Source organism: Deinococcus alpinitundrae (genome assembly GCF_009982895.1).
Taxonomy (GTDB): Bacteria; Deinococcota; Deinococci; order Deinococcales; family Deinococcaceae; genus Deinococcus; species Deinococcus alpinitundrae.
The window spans coordinates 36,706-52,150 of sequence record NZ_WXZL01000014.1 but is presented as its reverse complement, the minus strand read 5'-3'; the positions used below and the strand labels follow the sequence as shown (position 1 = coordinate 52,150).

General features: G+C 64.6%; 13 protein-coding genes. 5 read left to right on the top strand and 8 right to left on the bottom strand.

What is annotated here, in order from left to right; genetic code table 11:
• Positions 1 to 2 precede the first annotated feature (2 nt).
• Positions 3 to 317, top strand: coding sequence for a helix-turn-helix transcriptional regulator (locus GUI70_RS13710; protein ID WP_161882879.1), 315 nt, complete (start codon positions 3 to 5; stop codon positions 315 to 317).
• The gene (locus GUI70_RS13705) at positions 314 to 925 is read left to right on the top strand and encodes a hypothetical protein (RefSeq protein ID WP_161882878.1); all 612 of its coding nucleotides are present in this window, start codon (positions 314 to 316) and stop codon (positions 923 to 925) included. The genes GUI70_RS13710 and GUI70_RS13705 overlap by 4 nt, the downstream gene beginning before the upstream one ends.
• 45 nt (positions 926 to 970) lie before the next feature.
• Here GUI70_RS13705 and GUI70_RS13700 read toward each other — a convergent pair whose 3' ends face one another.
• A complete protein-coding gene (locus GUI70_RS13700; protein ID WP_202630482.1) occupies positions 971 to 1,723 on the bottom strand; it encodes a DsbA family oxidoreductase in 753 nt (250 codons plus the stop codon).
• 288 nt (positions 1,724 to 2,011) lie between these two features.
• On the opposite strand from GUI70_RS13700, the gene carB reads away from it, so the two are divergent.
• Complete coding sequence (gene carB / locus GUI70_RS13695) at positions 2,012 to 5,089, top strand: carbamoyl-phosphate synthase large subunit (RefSeq protein WP_161882877.1); 3,078 nt, start codon at positions 2,012 to 2,014, stop codon at positions 5,087 to 5,089.
• A gap of 323 nt (positions 5,090 to 5,412) precedes the next feature.
• On the opposite strand, the gene GUI70_RS13690 is transcribed toward carB, so the two are convergent.
• Both GUI70_RS13690 and GUI70_RS13685 read right to left on the bottom strand, forming a co-directional pair.
• Entirely contained in the window at positions 5,413 to 5,952 is a 540-nt protein-coding gene (locus GUI70_RS13690; protein ID WP_161882876.1) for a DUF1697 domain-containing protein, read from the bottom strand.
• A 7-nt stretch (positions 5,953 to 5,959) separates the two neighbouring features.
• Entirely contained in the window at positions 5,960 to 7,378 is a 1,419-nt protein-coding gene (locus GUI70_RS13685; RefSeq protein ID WP_237724912.1) for an MATE family efflux transporter, read from the bottom strand.
• Positions 7,379 to 7,449: 71 nt separating this feature from the next.
• Between GUI70_RS13685 and GUI70_RS13680 the strand changes: the two genes are divergently transcribed.
• Entirely contained in the window at positions 7,450 to 8,049 is a 600-nt protein-coding gene (locus tag GUI70_RS13680) for an MSMEG_1061 family FMN-dependent PPOX-type flavoprotein (RefSeq protein WP_161882875.1), read from the top strand.
• Here the strand turns inward: GUI70_RS13680 and GUI70_RS13675 are convergent.
• Positions 8,046 to 8,420, bottom strand: coding sequence for a MarR family winged helix-turn-helix transcriptional regulator (locus tag GUI70_RS13675; protein ID WP_237724911.1), 375 nt, complete (start codon positions 8,418 to 8,420; stop codon positions 8,046 to 8,048). The genes GUI70_RS13680 and GUI70_RS13675 overlap by 4 nt on opposite strands.
• Positions 8,421 to 8,617: 197 nt before the next feature.
• Between GUI70_RS13675 and GUI70_RS13670 the strand changes: the two genes are divergently transcribed.
• Positions 8,618 to 8,995 carry a cupin domain-containing protein gene (locus tag GUI70_RS13670; RefSeq protein ID WP_161882874.1) on the top strand — a complete coding sequence of 126 codons (378 nt, stop codon included), beginning with the start codon at positions 8,618 to 8,620 and terminating at the stop codon, positions 8,993 to 8,995.
• Between the two features lie 15 nt (positions 8,996 to 9,010).
• Here the strand turns inward: GUI70_RS13670 and GUI70_RS13665 are convergent, their stop codons facing one another.
• The 4 genes from GUI70_RS13665 to metH form a co-directional block, all read right to left on the bottom strand.
• Positions 9,011 to 10,000: an ABC transporter substrate-binding protein gene (locus GUI70_RS13665; protein ID WP_161882873.1), complete on the bottom strand. Its 990-nt coding sequence runs from the start codon at positions 9,998 to 10,000 to the stop codon at positions 9,011 to 9,013.
• A gap of 401 nt (positions 10,001 to 10,401) precedes the next feature.
• The gene (locus GUI70_RS13660) at positions 10,402 to 10,875 is read right to left on the bottom strand and encodes a DinB family protein (RefSeq protein ID WP_161882872.1); all 474 of its coding nucleotides are present in this window, start codon (positions 10,873 to 10,875) and stop codon (positions 10,402 to 10,404) included.
• Positions 10,872 to 11,654, bottom strand: a complete 783-nt coding sequence (locus GUI70_RS13655; RefSeq protein ID WP_237724910.1) for a methylenetetrahydrofolate reductase — start codon at positions 11,652 to 11,654, stop codon at positions 10,872 to 10,874. Before GUI70_RS13655 ends, GUI70_RS13660 begins: the two co-directional genes overlap by 4 nt.
• Entirely contained in the window at positions 11,651 to 15,310 is a 3,660-nt protein-coding gene (gene metH, locus GUI70_RS13650) for a methionine synthase (RefSeq protein WP_161882871.1), read from the bottom strand. Before metH ends, GUI70_RS13655 begins: the two co-directional genes overlap by 4 nt.
• Between the last annotated feature and the right edge of the window lie 135 nt (positions 15,311 to 15,445).

Here is a 15,445-nt window from a genome sequence, read left to right as displayed (position 1 = left end):
ACGTGAACACCACGCAGCAGCTCCGCATGCTGATTCTGGGGGTGCTGGAGCGCCAGCCCGAGCACGGCTACGCCATTGCCCAGGCCATCAAGGGGCGTAGCGAGGGGCTGCTGAGCGCCAAGGAAGGCACCCTCTACCCGGCCCTTCACGCGCTGGAGGCCGAACAGCTCCTGGAAAGCAGCGAGGTGGAGGTCGGTGGGCGGCTGAGGCGCGAATACCGCCTGACTGTGAAGGGCCGCCGCGAACTGGCGCGGGTGCAGGGCGACTGGCAGCGCCAGATCCGGGCCGTGAGCGCGGTGATGGGCGGCAAGACGTGACGCTGGAGCGCTGGCTGGCTGAGGCGACCCGGGGCCTGCCTGCTGCCGCCCGGCTGCGGTTGGAGAGCGAGTACCGTGCCCACTGGGAAGACGAGCGCTGCGACGCCGGGCACGCCAGCAGCCCAGACGAGCTGTTCGGGTCGCCGCTAACGGTGCGGCTGGCGCTGAGGCGGCTGTACCTGTCGCCGCGTCAGCTCGCCTGGCGGCTGGGCGGCCTCTCGCCGGGGATGCTGGTCAATTTGCTGGGTATCGGTGCCGTATTTGCCCTGACGCTGGGGCCAGCGCTGGAGCGGCTGGCGTTCTGGACCGTGCTGACGCTTCCGGCGCTGGCCGCGACTTTGTTCGGGCTGGCTTCTGTGGCTACGCGGAAGCTGGAGCGCGTCCGGCGTTCGTTCGTGATGGACGTGGTATGCGTGCCGCTGAGTTTTGCCCTGCCGACGCCACTGCTGCTGGCAAGCTGGCCCACAGGTCAGCGGCTGAACGGCCTGCTGGCGAGTGGCTGGCCGCTGGCCCTGCTGGGCTTGGGCGCACTGGGCCTGGGTGTCATGCTGTGGCACGAGGCCAGGTTTCGCCGCACGCTGGCCCTGGTCGGGGTGGCATGCGGCTGAATTCTGCTCACGGATTGAGCTGATGGAGCGCTGGCGAGGGCCGACTCAGCCCTGCGGCACCGCGCACGAGCCGTCCTCGCAACCTTGCGCGTCCGCAGAGCCCATCAGCTGGAGGGGAGCCTGCTCGCGCCAGACCTGTTTGAGTGCGCTCAGCAGCGTTTCGGGAGCCTGAGCGCCGCTAACGCCATACTTGCCGCCCAACACGAAGAAGGGCACGCCCTGAATGCCGTAGGCCTGGGCCTGCGCTTCGTCCTGGCGCACGGCATTGGCGTAGGTCTGCGCTTCGAGGGCCGTGCGGATTTCCTCAGTTTTTAGGCCGACTTCAGCACCCAATTTTACCAGCGTGTCCACCTGACCCAGGTGCTGCCCCTCGCTGAAATAGGCGTGTAGCAGCCGCTCCTTCATGGCGTCTTGCAAGCCGTGCTCGGTGGCCAGATGAATCAGCTGATGGGCTTGGAAGGTATTGGCGGGCTGGGCCTGGTCGAAGTGATAGCTCAGGCCCACTTCGGCAGCGGTCTGGGCCATGCTGTCAAGCATGCCCTGGGCTTCGGCAGTGCTGCGCCCGTACTTACTGGCGAGGCCATCGCGCATGGCGTTGAGGCTGCTGGGTTTGCTGATCGGCGCGGACAGATCGAGTTCGAAGCTGTGCCAGACAATGTCCACGTCGTCTTTGCCCTCAAACTGCGAGAGTGCCTGCTCGAAGCGCCGCTTGCCGATGTAGCACCAGGGACAGGCGATGTCCGACCAGATGTCCACTTGCAGGCGTTGGGCAGCGGGGGAGTTCAAGAGTCGAGTCACATCTCTACTGTGCCGCAGCCGCCACCAAGACGAGGAAAGGCAGATGACAATATAAAGCAATTTGATTTATTTAGGTTTTAAAGATTTGAATCTTTATCTGAAATACAGAGGATTTATACAGCTACCGACTGTAGGGTAACCATTCAGCTCTTTCATAGGTTTGCCCTTAGCAACATGCACAACCAGTTGGGCAGATTCAATGGACTGCCGTGCCTTCTGGATATTTTGCATAACCATACATTCCCCTCGCGTCCCACTTCTCCATCCGTGCCATACTCTATTTTTAGAATGCCCAAGCGTACTGACCTTCAAACGATTCTGATCCTCGGCAGCGGCCCCATTCAAATCGGGCAGGCGGCCGAGTTTGATTACTCCGGCACTCAGGCGCTCAAGGCGCTCAAAAAAGAAGGCTACCGCGTGGTGCTGGTTAACTCCAACCCCGCGACCATCATGACCGACCCCGACCTCAGCGACGCCACCTACCTGGAGCCGCTGACGCCCGAATTCGTGGAAAAAGTGATTGCCAAAGAGCGCCCCGACGCCCTGCTCCCCACCCTCGGCGGCCAGACGGCGCTGAACCTGGCGATGGAGCTGCACGAGCGCGGCACGCTTGCCAAGTACGATGTGGAACTCATCGGTGCAGGTGTGGAGGCCATCAAGAAGGGCGAGGATCGCGAGCTGTTTCAGGCGGCCATGAAAAAAATCGGCGTGGAAACGGCCAAGGGCAAGATGGTCCACAGCATGGAAGAGGCCATCGAATACCAGAAGGAACTCGGCCTGCCCGTGGTCATCCGGCCCAGCTTCACGCTCGGCGGCACCGGGGGTGGCATTGCCCACACCTACGAGGAATTCCTCGACATCACCGAGGGCGGCCTGCGCGACTCGCCCGTCACTTCTGTGCTGCTGGAAGAGAGCATTCTCGGCTGGAAGGAATATGAGCTGGAAGTCATGCGCGATACCGCCGACACGGTGATCATCATCACGGGGATCGAGAACTTCGACCCGATGGGCGTGCATACCGGCGACTCGATCACGGTGGCCCCGGCCCAGACGCTCAGCGATGTGGAGTACCAGCGGCTGCGCGATATGTCGCTGGCGATCATCCGCGAGATCGGTGTGGCGACGGGTGGCAGCAACATTCAGTTCTCGGTCAACCCCGACAACGGGCGCGTGATCGTCATCGAGATGAACCCCCGCGTGAGCCGTTCCAGCGCGCTGGCGAGCAAGGCCACCGGCTTCCCGATTGCCAAGATCGCCGCGTTGCTGGCGGTGGGCTACCACCTTGACGAGCTGCCCAACGACATCACCAGGGTCACGCCCGCGTCGTTCGAGCCGAGCATCGACTATGTGGTCACCAAGATTCCGCGCTTCGCCTTCGAGAAGTTCCCCGGCACCTCCGATCACCTGGGCACCCAGATGCGCTCGGTGGGTGAGGTGATGGCGCTGGGCCGCACCTTCAAGGAGAGCTTGCAAAAGGCGCTCAGAAGCACCGAGGCGGACGTGCGCGGAATGTATGCCGAGCTGGACGAAGCGGGTCTGCGCGCTTTGCTGTACCCCAACCCGCGCCGCCTGGAAGCCGTGATCGAGTTGCTGCGGCGCGACCTCAGCGTGAATGAGCTGTTCGACCTGACCCGGATCGACCGCTGGTTTTTGGGGCAGCTCCACGAGATCGTGGCCGCCGAGCGCGAGATTCTGGACCTCGGCCCGATTGCCGAATGGAAGTACGAGTACTGGCGCGAGGTCAAGCGGCTGGGCTTTTCGGACGCCCGCATCGGCGAGATCGTGGGCCTCAGCGAACTGGAAGTCCGTGCCCTTCGCAAAAAGGCCAACGCCACCCCGGTGTACAAAACGGTGGACACCTGCGCCGCCGAGTTCGAGGCGCACACGCCCTACCACTACTCCACCTATGAGTGGGAAGATGAGGTCAAGGCCACCGACAAGCCCAAGATCGTCATTCTGGGCAGCGGTCCCAACCGCATCGGGCAGGGGGTGGAGTTCGATTACGCCACCGTCCACGCGGTCTGGGCCTTGCAGGAAGCCGGATACGAGACGATCATGATCAATTCCAACCCGGAAACGGTCAGCACCGATTACGACACCGCCGATCGACTGTACTTCGAGCCGCTGACCTTCGAGGACGTGATGAACGTCATCGAGCACGAGAAGCCGGTGGGCGTCATCGTGCAGCTCGGCGGGCAGACGCCGCTGAAACTGGCGGGCCGCCTCGAAGCCGCCGGAGCGCCGATCATCGGGACGAGTCCGGCGACCATCAACGAGGCCGAGGACCGGGCCAGCTTCAACGCGCTGTGCGAGCGGCTGGACATTCCGCAGCCGAAGGGCCTGGTCGCTGAGAATCCCGGCGAGGCTCAGGAACTGGCGGCCAAACTCGGCTTTCCGCTGATGGCGCGCCCCAGTTACGTGCTGGGCGGGCGGGCCATGCGGATCGTGGGCAGCGCCGAGGAGTTGCAAACCTACCTGGATGAGGTGTACGCCGCCGTGGAAGGGCAGCCGAGTATCCTGCTCGATCAGTACCTCTCGGGGGCGCTGGAGCTGGACGTGGACTGCCTGTGCGACGGCGAAACAGCGGTGGTGGCGGGCATCATGGAACACATCGAGGCGGCAGGCGTGCACAGCGGCGACTCGGCCTGTATCACGCCGCCGGTGAGCCTCAGCGCTGAGCTGACGCAGACGGTCAAAGAGACCACCGAGCGTCTGGCGCTGGCACTGGGGGTGAAGGGGCTGATGAATGTGCAGTACGCCGTGAAGGATGGGGTGGCGTACATCCTGGAGGCCAATCCCCGCGCTTCTCGCACCGTGCCGTATGTGAGCAAGGCCACCGGGCATCCGCTGGCGAAGTACGCGGCCCGCATCGCGGTGGGGCAGACGCTGGCGGAGATCGGGCTGACCGACACGCCTGTGCCCGCCATGTATAGCGTCAAGGAAGTGCATCTGCCGTTCCTGAAGTTCAGGGGCGTGTTGCCGATTCTGGGGCCGGAGATGAAAAGCACCGGTGAGAGCATGGGCATCGACGCCGACCCGTATCTGGCCTACTACCGCGCCGAGATCGGAGCCAAGAGCAATCTGCCGCTGTCGGGTACGGCGCTGCTGCTGGGCGAGGGGTTAGGCGAGGTGGCGGGCATGCTGGAAGGCGCGGGCCTGAGCGTCATTCGGGAGCAGGACGGAGAGAAGTTGCCTGAGTTACTGATCGATGTCACCGGAAGCCAGCTGCTCCGCACGGCCCTGGAGCGCGGTGTGCCGATCGTGAGCACGAAGGAAGGGGCCGAGTGGACGGCGAAGGCGATAGCGGGGGCGGTGGGAGCGGGAGCGCTGGAAGTGAAGGCGTTGCAGGAGTGGTTGGCAATCTGAGAGAGTACTGAGATACTGCACACTCACAAGGGTCAGAATGAAGGTGCACTTGCCAAGCGCCATGCCGAGGCTGAAGGGCAAACTGGTTGGCAAGTGCACGTAAACAGCAGGGCAAGTCGAGACGCAACTCGGCCCGTTGTTGGGCTTCGTTCGCGAAGTGGTCTTTGATGCGGCTTGCCGGGAGAAAGCAGTGTCTCACTCCACCCGCAAGTCGCCGGACAACCTCCGTCTGGGCGACGCGGCCTGTCTGAGCACAGCTTCCTGATCTACCCTTTACTGTGCAGCTGATTCGCTCACGCACTCTCTGGCTAGGAAGGGCACGGTCACTGTTTCTCTATCCCTACCAGCGCCCCCAGTTTCAGCACCGTGCGCCAGTTGCGCGTCGTCACACCGACCCCCAAGTTGGTTGGATGGACGATCTGGCTCAGTCGGCTGCGGCCCAGGCCCTCTGGGGTGTGCAGGTACAGTTCGGGGCCGCTGAGGTGCCATTCGTCCGCTCCCCGAAAGGCCAGCAACGCATCCAGCCCTGCTGCTGGCAGTGGCGCGTCCAGAAATGCGAGATGCACCTTGCTGCCGTCCACGGCGGCCTGGACAGAGTAGGGGTTGTGGATCATCACTTCCCGCCACTGCTCGGCATTTCGCAGGATCACCGGCACTGGGAACCCGAATGCCTGCTCGATGGCCGCTTCAAGTTCGGCGCTGCCCGTTTCGCCCCCGAAGACCACGTTGCCGCTCTGGATGTAGGTTTGGACTTCCCCAAGCTCCAACGCCTCGAACACTGACTTGAGACGGAGCATCGGCATCCGGCGGTGGCCGCCCACGTTGACGCCGCGCAGCAGTGCGATGGTTTTCAGAAGCGTCACGGGGCGCTCAGTGTCCCACCGTGATGGGCGCTTCGCCCTCACCCGTGTAGACGTGCTGCTCCCAGCGAATGCGTCTGGCCCGCCACATCAAGATGACCAGCTTGGCACTTTCCTCGGCGCAGCGGGCAATCAGCAGGCCCCAGAAGCCCAGCCCCAGTGGAAAGGCCAGCAGGTAAGCCAGCGGCAGCCCCACCACGAAGGCCGATACCGCGTCGCCCAGCAGCACTCCGCGTGGGTCGTTGCTGCCCGGCAGCACGCCGATGCCCAGAATCATGTTCTGCACCTTGATGACCTGAAAGGCCGCGTTGACCAGAATGGAAATGGTGGCGAGCTGGCGCACGCCCGCGTCCACGTGCGGAAACAGCAGGCCCAGCAGCGGTGCGGTGAGCGCGAACAGCAGCCCACACACCAGCGCCACCACCAGGCCCCAGCGCCGCACGCTGCGCGCCCAGGCTGCCGCGCCCGCCGCGCTGCCTCGCCCCAGCGACTGCCCGATCAGCACGGTGGCCGCTGACCCCAGCCCCAGCGAGGCCACGATGAACACGCCTTCCAGGGTGTTGCTCAGCTGCATGCCCGCCAGCGCCTCAGTGCTGATCCGTCCGGCCAGCAGCGCGTACAGAAAGGTGCCGCCGCTCCAGGCCAGTTCGGTGGCGGCCATCGGCAGGCTCAGCGGAATCAGCGGCGCGAGGACGCTTTTCCAGCTTGCCAGGGTGCGCGGCACGCTGGCGTCCAGAATGCCGCGCCCGTAGGTCTGCCAGGCCAGTAGCCCGGCCCGCAGCGCATACGAGGCGGTGGTCGAGATCCCCACGCCGATAACGCCCAGTTTTGGAAACGGCCCGAAGCCGGTAACCAGCGCGTAGCCCAGCACAGTATTGAGAATCACCGCCACGATGGTGACGGTCATTGGCGTGCGGGCGTGCCCGGTGGAGCGCAGGGCCCCGCCGAAAATGGCGGCGGCGGTCACCAGTGGGAGCGACACCGCCACCACGCTCAGGAAGGGACCGCCTGCTCCAGCGACTTCTGGGGTGGCCCCGACCAAGCGCAAAAAGCCTTCGCCGCCGAAAATCAGTGGCAGGGCCAGCAGGCCCGACACCAGCGTGCCGAGGGTCAGCGCCGCGCCGAACAGCCGGGAAGCGGCGGCCCGGTCACCGGCTCCGTGCGCCCGCGCCACCAGAATGCTGGTGCCCGCGCCGATGGCATTGAGCGTAAAAAACAAAATCATGGTGACGCTGTTGGAATAGCCCACCCCAGCTACCGCCAGCGTGCCCAGCAGCGCCACGATAATCTGATCGACCAGGCCCAGCGCCAGTTGCGCCACGAACTCCAGACTGACCGGCAGGGCGATCTTGACGAGTTCGCGTCGGGGGGTGGGCGGCGTGGCGGAGCTGGTGACGGACGCGGACGGGGAAGGCGAAAGCAAACTCACCCGAATACTGTACGCGGCTGGAGTGCAGGCAAGTGTCAGGCCGGCCGGGGCGTGCGCCGTACACTTGGCGCATGCAGCTCGACCCCGCCCACCTACTGAAGGCCGCCGACCTGGGCCGGATCTACCGCAAACCCAGCCAGGTGGTCAGCAACAAAGTCAGTGGCCAGATCAGCGCCGACTTTGCCCGGATCATCGCCCAGTCGCCGCTGGTGGTACTGGCCACCGCCGGGCCGGAGGGCCTGGATTGTTCGCCGCGCGGCGACGTGAGACAGGTCGTGTACGTGCACGACGAGAAAACCCTGCTGCTCCCCGATCGCCCCGGCAACAACCGCATCGACAGCGTGCGCAACATCCTGGTGAGTCCACAGGTGGCACTGATGTTCCTGGTGCCGGGGGTGGCCGAGGTGTTCCGGGTCAACGGCAAGGCTCGCATCACCACCGACCCGGCGCTGCTCGCCCGCTTTGCCTACAAGAACCAGCTGCCGCGCAGCCTGATCGTCATCGAGGTCGAGGAAGCCTTCCTGCACTGCGGGCGGGCGCTGGTGCGCTCCGACGTGTGGAACGACGAGAAGCACGTGTCGCCGTCTGTCTTGCCCAACTTCGTCCAGATGCTGCGTGAGCAGACCAAGGTGGCCTTGCCCGACGACGCCCTGGTGATCGAGGACCGCTAGCTCTCCGGCGCACCGTCCACCAGAATCCGCAGCGCGTCGTTGAGCTGTGTCCATAACAGCTCCCCCAACCGCTCACGGTATTCCTGCTCAATGGCCCGCTTGATCTCCTGGGCGTCGAGCAGGTATTGCCAGCCCGCCGCTGTAAACGCCACCCGCACCGCGCGGCCATCTTGTGGATCGGCCTGGCGTTCGAGGTAACCGTGCTTTTCCAGTTCGGCCACCAGTTGACCGGCGGCCTGTTTGGTCATTCCGGCGCGACCAGCCAGCGTGACGATGCGGCTGCCCTCGGCGCTCAGGTGCGGCAGCAGATTGGTATGGGCCAGGCTGAGGGCGGTGTGCCCACGCCGGTGCAGGTGTTCGAGCGCCAGCACGTTGAAGGCGCGGGCAGCACGGTGAAGCCAGCGGCCAAGGTGATCTTGTCTCGCCTGCTCGAGCGTGGCTGAATCGGGGAAGGGAAGATCAGAGGGTAGTAAAATAGGAAAGCCCCTTGTCTAAGTAGGAAAGTTACCTTACCATAGTGCCGGGTCGGGACCTGAAGCGTTCAGGAGCCCATCCGACAGGAGAGAAAATGATCGTACACCCCATTCAAGACCAGCAACCGATCGAGTCACCCAACGGCAATTTTGGAACAGCGCTGGCAACGCCGAGCCTGGGCGCTCAGGAAGTCAGCGTGGTGCGCCAGCGCCAGACTCCCGGCGGCTTCAACCCGGCCCATACCCAGAACCGCGAGGAAGTCATGGTGCTGCTCTCCGGCCAGGTCACCGTTAGTGGCGGCGAGCAGCCCACCGAGCTGCGGGCGGGTGACACCCTGATCGTCCCCGCCAATGCCCTGCACCGGATAGACAACACCGGCCCGGTGGACGCCGAGTGGCTGATCATCTCGGTGGCGGGCGTTCAGTTTTTCCGCGAAGACGGCGCGCAGGCGCGGCCCGGCTGGCTCAAATAGCCCGGCCGCTGCGGCTTACTTCGTCAGCGCTTTGACCCAGCTCAGATCGACCAGCTTGCCCAGGTCCGGCACGGCACGGGCAAATCCGGCTTCCATGTTGAGCTGCGCGTACTCGGCGAGCGTCTTGAGGTTGATGTCATAAGTGATGCGGGTGCGGGCCAGTCCCTTGAACAAGTCGGCACTGCTGGGGCGCTTGCCGGTAAAGCTATAGATCTCGTCGCTGACGGCTTTCTGCGCTCCGGCATTGCTGGACTTGATGAAATTGATGGCCGCCAAGTGCCCGCGCAGCAGGGCCTTAACCGCCTCCGGGTTCTTCTTGGCGTAATCGGTACTGACGACCAGCACGGTGGTCGTGTAGTCGCCGCCGTTCCAGATGGCCTTTTCGTTGGCGATCAGTTTCGCGCCCTGCGACTCCATCACCGCGCCCCAGGGTTCCTGCACCAGCGCGGCGTCCACCTGGTTGCTGGCGAAGGCGGCGGGCATGTTGGCCGGGTCAATCGGAATCACCGTGACCGTGCCGCCCTCGTCGCTGGCCTTGAGGCCGTTCTCGTGCAGCAGGTGGCGCAGGCTGATGTCCTGGGTCGAGCCGCGCGTGGGCACCGCCACCTTCTTGCCCGAGAGGGCCTTGACGTTGCGAATCCCGCTGCCGTTTCTGGCCACCAGTACCGCGCCCGCGTTGGCGGCTCCGGCATAGATCTGAATCGGCACGCCGCGCAAGAAGGCGTTGATGGCCGGGCCGGGACCGACGTAGGACGCGTCAATGGCCCCCGCCGCGAAGGCCTCGTTGACCTGCGAGCCATTGGCAAACTCGCTGACGACCAGCTTGGTGCTGCCTAGTTCTTTCTGAATTAGCCCCTTCTGAATGCCGACCAGGCCTGCCGCGTGCGTCACATTGGGAAACACGCCGAGGCGCAGCTGGGCGGGCGGAGTGGATTGGGCCTGTGCCAATTGAAATTGGGCCGGGACCGTGAGCGCCAGGCCGAGGAAAAGGGCGGTTCGTTGCATGGTGAGATGATAGCGCACAAGATGACTAACTTTGTCAACTATATCTGGATGTCCCGCTGCGCGGGGCGGCGCGGGATGAGAGCATGCCGTTCGCCCTATCTCCAGTTCGTGTGTCCGTCTGGACGGTGGCTGCTCGGCGCGCTGGTCGAGCGCTGCACGGTGGATTTTCTGCCAATCAGTTCGCGGCAGCACCTGGGCTGGGCGAGCCGGTCACCCAGGACAGTTTTGAGGTGCTGCCGGGCGCTGCTTAAGTCGGGCGCACCGGACCCGGACGGCCTGCGTCGAGTCCAAGCTAGTCATCGGCGGGAGCGCTCCCCGGCGCTTCTATTGCACGGCGGGTCCGCAGGGCGTTTCGTTTCGACTAACTTCCCACTGAGGGGCGCCGCAAGAGAGCCTGAGCTTCAGCTGCTGGACGCATCCAGCAGTCGCCGCACTACCACCAACTGCCCCAGGTGGTAGGCGGTATGGTCGGCGATCAGCAGGGCCTCGCGCAGCCAAGTCTGCTGGCCGCCGTCTGGACCGTCACCATTCGGTACCACCGCCAGCGGATCGGCGGCCGCGAACAGCTCCAAGAAAGTGGCCAGATCGTCCTGAAAGCCCTGCGCCATCTGTGCCCAACTCTGCGGCGTGCCGGGCGATCTGGGCCAGTAATCGGTGGGCCAGATTTTCTCGCGGTATTCCGCGTCGCGCACAAATTCCAGAATGTCGCGCTGGGTAAACCAGAGGTGCCACAGCAGGCCCCAGGCGGTGTAGGGCAGCCCCACGTCCTCATTGATTTGCTCAACGGGAAAGCCCTCCAGCACGTCGCCGAGTTGCAGGTGGGCCTGGCGCTCGGTGAGCAGGTCGCGGACGTGGGCCTTGAGATCATCACTCACAGAATGCCGCCCAGGTACTCGCGGACACTTTCCTTGATCGGCATGAAGTAGACGTGGCCGCCGACCTCCTGCGCGAACGTCAGCACGTCCTGTGCCCAGGCCCGGTTACAGGCCAGGGTTGGCTCGAAACTACTCGGAAACACTGCCTTGTTGCGGTTTTGCCAGTAGCTCAGGCTGCGCTCGGTGGTCACCGAGGTCGCGCCCCAGAAGACCTGTTTGGTGGGCAGCAGCTCGGCCCAGATGTCCATCAATCGGCGGTCGAAGAACGGCTGGGTAAAAAAGCCCACCGCACCCGCTTCCAGTTTGGCCTCGGCGTAGTCGCGCTCACGGGCAAAGCTCTGGCGGTAAGGGTCGAGGCCCGCCCAGACGGCGATCTCAGGCAGCTCACGCCGGAACTTGCGGATGATGTCGAGTGAGGTCACGTCGAAGGTGTGGCTGCTCATGTCGCTTGGCGCGTCGCCCTCGATGACCAGCACCTCACGGATGTCGTGCTGGCGCAGAAAGTCGGCCATCTTCAGCGGCTCACGCGGGTTGATGTCAATGGCCCGGATGTGTGGAATGGCTTCCGGCAGATGTTCGCGGGCCATCCGGCAGCCTTCCCAGCTGCGCATCCGGTAGCGCAGAAAATCGGGAATGTTGACGGTCTGCACGCTGCCGAGTTCGGCACGCAGCTCGGCCAGCTCGCTCGTCAGCGACGTGCGGCTGCGCGGCACCAGCTCCACGCTCACGCGGGTCTGTTTGGGAACGGTCTGCACGGGTTCGGCCAGCACCGAGGTCACGCCGTCACCACTTCGGGGACGGTGGCGGGCGGCGGACTGCTCGGCTGTGGGTCATATGCCAGGTTGGGCGCGAGCCATTTTTCGGCAACGTCGAGCGTCCAGCCTTTGCGAACCGCGTAATCGGCCACCTGATCGCGCCCGATGCGGCCTAGCGCCAGGTACTTGCTGTCGGGGTGCGCCAGATACAGGCCCGACACGGCGGCGGCGGGCAGCATGGCGCAGCTCTCGGTCAGCTGCATGCCGGTGCTTTCGGCGTCCAGCAGGGCAAACAGGGTGCGCTTCTCGGTGTGGTCGGGCTGGGCCGGATACCCGGGGGCGGGCCGGATGCCCCGGTAGCGCTCCTTAATCAGATCGTCGCCGCTGAGGGTTTCGCCCTGTGCGTAGCCCCAGTACTGGCGACGCACGTCCTGGTGCAATTTCTCGGCGAACGCTTCGGCCAGTCGGTCGGCCAGGGCCTTCACCATGATCGAGTTGTAATCGTCGTGGGCCGCCGCGTACTCGCTCGCCAGTTCTTCGGCTCCGTGAATGCCCACTGCAAAGCCCCCGATCCAGTCGGGCGACTCGCTCACGAAGTCGGCCAGGGCGGCGTTGGGCACACTCTGGTCGCGCTGCTGGCGCAGGGTGTGAAAGGCGGTATGGTGTTCGGGCAGGGTAATGTCGTCGCCCACCCGCCGCGCAGGCCATAGCCCGATCACCCCGCGAGCCGTGAAGCTGCCGTCTTCTATGATCTTCGCCAGCAGCGCCTTGCCGTCCTCGTACAGCTTGCGGGCCTCCACGCCCACCGAGGGGTCGCGCAGAATCTTGGGGTACACGCCGGGCATCTCCCAGGCGATGAAAAACGGCGTCCAGTCGATGAAGGCCAGCAACTCCCCGAGGTCCTGTTCGATGACCGTGCGGCCCGGCTGCTGGGGAGCGGGGGCGGGTTTGTCTTCGATCTTGGGCGCTCTCTTGCGGGCTTCATCGATGCTCAGCAGACGGATGTTGCGCTCACCGTGCCGCTCGCGCAGGGTGTCGTACTCGGCTTTGATGCGCTCCGTGATTTTTTCGCGGTGCTGAATCAAATCGCCCGCCACGCCCACTGCCCGGCTGGCGTCCAGCACGTGTACGACGGGGCCACCGTTGTAGGCCGGGTCGATCTTGACCGCCGTGTGCGCCCGGCTGGTCGTCGCGCCGCCGATCATCAGCGGGGTGGTGAGGCCGCGCCGGGTCATCTCGCGGGCCACGTTCGCCATCTCGTCGAGGCTCGGCGTGATCAGCCCACTCAGCCCGATGATGTCGGCATTCAGTTCTTTGGCAGCGTCCAGCACCTTCTCGGCGCTGACCATCACGCCCAGGTCAGTCACCTCGAAGCCGTTGCAGGCCAGCACCACACCCACGATGTTCTTGCCGATGTCGTGCACATCGCCCTTGACCGTCGCCAGCACGATGCGGCCCTTGCTGGTGCTGCCGCCTGCCTTCTCGGCTTCCAGGTAAGGCATCAGGTAAGCCACCGCCTTCTTCATCACGCGGGCCGACTTGACCACCTGCGGCAAAAACATCTTCCCGGCCCCGAACAGATCGCCAACCACGTTCATGCCGTCCATCAACGGCCCCTCGATGACTTGCAGCGGCGACCCCAGCAGCTGATAGGCTTCCTCGGCGTCCGCGTCCACGAAATCGGTGATGCCGGAAATCAGGCCGTGCTTGAGGCGCTCCTGCACGCTGCCGCCGCGCCACTCGCTGACGGCGCTGACCTCGCGCTTGATGCCCTTGTAGCGCTCGGCCAGCTCGATCAGGTTCTCGGTGGCGTCGGGTGTGCGGGCCAGAATCACGTCCTCGACGGCCTGTTTCAGTTCCGGCTCGATGTCGTCGTAGACCGCCAGCATTCCGGCGTTCACGATGCCCATGTCCAGCCCGGCGCGAATGGCGTGATACAGAAACACCGCGTGCATCGCCTCGCGCACGTGGTTGTTGCCCCGGAAACTGAACGACACGTTGCTGATGCCGCCCGACACCTTCGCGCCCGGCAGGTTGCGTTTGATCCAGCGGGTCGCCTCGATGAAGTCCAGCGCGTAGCGGTCGTGCTCGCTCATGCCGGTGGCGACGGTCAGCACGTTGGGGTCGAAGATGATGTCCTGCGGTGGGAAATCGGCCTGCTCGGTCAGCAGCGTGTAGGCCCGCGTGCAGATTTCCTGGCGGCGCTCCAGGTTGTCGGCCTGCCCGGTCTCGTCGAAGGCCATGACCACGGCGGCAGCCCCATACCGGCGCAGCAATCTGGCCCGCTTCAGGAACTCCTCCTCGCCGTCTTTCAGCGAGATGGAATTGACCACCGCCTTGCCCTGCACCCGCTTGAGTCCGGCTTCGAGAATGCTCCAGCGGCTCGAATCCAGCATGAACGGCACGCGGGAAATGTCAGGTTCTCCGGCCAGCAGATTCAGGAAATGAATCATGGCCGCCTCGCCGTCGAGCATGCCCTCGTCGAAATTCACGTCGATGACCTGCGCGCCGTTCTGCACCTGTTGGCGGGCGATCTTGAGTCCGGCGTCGTAATCGCCCGCCAGGATGTGCTTGGCGAATTTGGGGCTGCCGGTGACGTTGGTGCGCTCGCCCACGTTGACGAAGTTGGTTTCCGGCGTCACGGCGAAGCTCTCCAGACCGCTGAGCCGCAAAAACGGCGCGAGCTTTTTCGGGCCGCGTGGCGCGTAGGGGGCCACCGCCGCCGCGATCTGCCTGATGTGTTCGGGCGTGGTGCCGCAGCAACCGCCCACGATGTTCAGCAGGCCCTCCTCGGCAAAGGTTCTCAGCACCTCGGCGGTGTGTTCGGGCAACTCCTCGTACTCGCCGAAAGCGTTGGGCAGCCCGGCGTTCGGGTGAACACTGACCAGGGACTCGGTATTCTCGGCAATCGAGCGCAGATAGGGGCGCAGGTGATCGGCTCCCAGGGCGCAGTTGAGGCCCAAGCTGAAGGGCCTGGCGTGCGCCACGCTCACCGCGAAAGCCTCCGGCGTCTGCCCGGACAGGGTGCGGCCCGAGGCATCGGTGATGGTGCCGGAAACCATCACCGGCACGCGCCGCCCGAGTTCGGCAAAGACCGTTTCCACCGCAAACAGGGCAGCTTTGGCATTCAGGGTGTCGAAAATCGTCTCGATCAACAGCAGATCGGCCCCGCCCTTCAGCAAGCCGCGAATCTGCTGGGCGTAAGCGTCGTGCAGATCGTCGTAAGTCACCGCCCGGAATTCGGGGCGCTCCACGTCGGGCGAAAGGGTGGCGGTGCGGTTGGTCGGCCCGATGGACCCGGCCACGAAACGCGGCTTGCCGTCCCTGGCCTCGAACTCGTCGGCCACCTCGCGGGCGATCCGGGCGGCTTTCACGTTCAGCTCGTCGACCAGATGCTCCAGACCGTAATCCGCTTGCGCGATCACCGTACTTGAAAAGGTGTTGGTCTTGGTGATGTCGGCCCCTGCCTCGAAGTACAGCGCGTGAATTTTGCGCAGCAAATCGGGTCTGGTCAGTTGCAAGAGGTCGTGGTTTCCCTTGTACTGCCGGTCCCAGGCGAATTCGGGGCGGCGGTAATCGGCCTCGGTGAGGTCCTCGCGCTGAAACATGGTGCCCCACGCGCCGTCCAGAATCAGGATGCGTTCTTGAGCGAGTTCGTTCAGGGTGCGGGCATGGGTCATGGGGTGTCCTCGTTTCTGTTGTCGGCCCGTCTGGTGTGGACTGGTCTGAGCGTCAAAAACCGCCCTCGCAGGGGAGCGGGGCGGCCATCTCGGTGTGCCGGAATGCTCCATCGTTCCTGCGCCGGGTGAAAACTC

Coding starts and splice junctions, on each gene's coding strand:
- carB (WP_161882877.1), top strand. CDS start 2,012: ATGCCCAAGCGTACTGACCTTCAAACGATTCTGATCCTCGGCAGCGGC.
- GUI70_RS13680 (WP_161882875.1), top strand. CDS start 7,450: ATGCAGCTCGACCCCGCCCACCTACTGAAGGCCGCCGACCTGGGCCGG.
- GUI70_RS13670 (WP_161882874.1), top strand. CDS start 8,618: ATGATCGTACACCCCATTCAAGACCAGCAACCGATCGAGTCACCCAAC.
- GUI70_RS13665 (WP_161882873.1), bottom strand. CDS start 10,000: ATGCAACGAACCGCCCTTTTCCTCGGCCTGGCGCTCACGGTCCCGGCC.
- metH (WP_161882871.1), bottom strand. CDS start 15,310: ATGACCCATGCCCGCACCCTGAACGAACTCGCTCAAGAACGCATCCTG.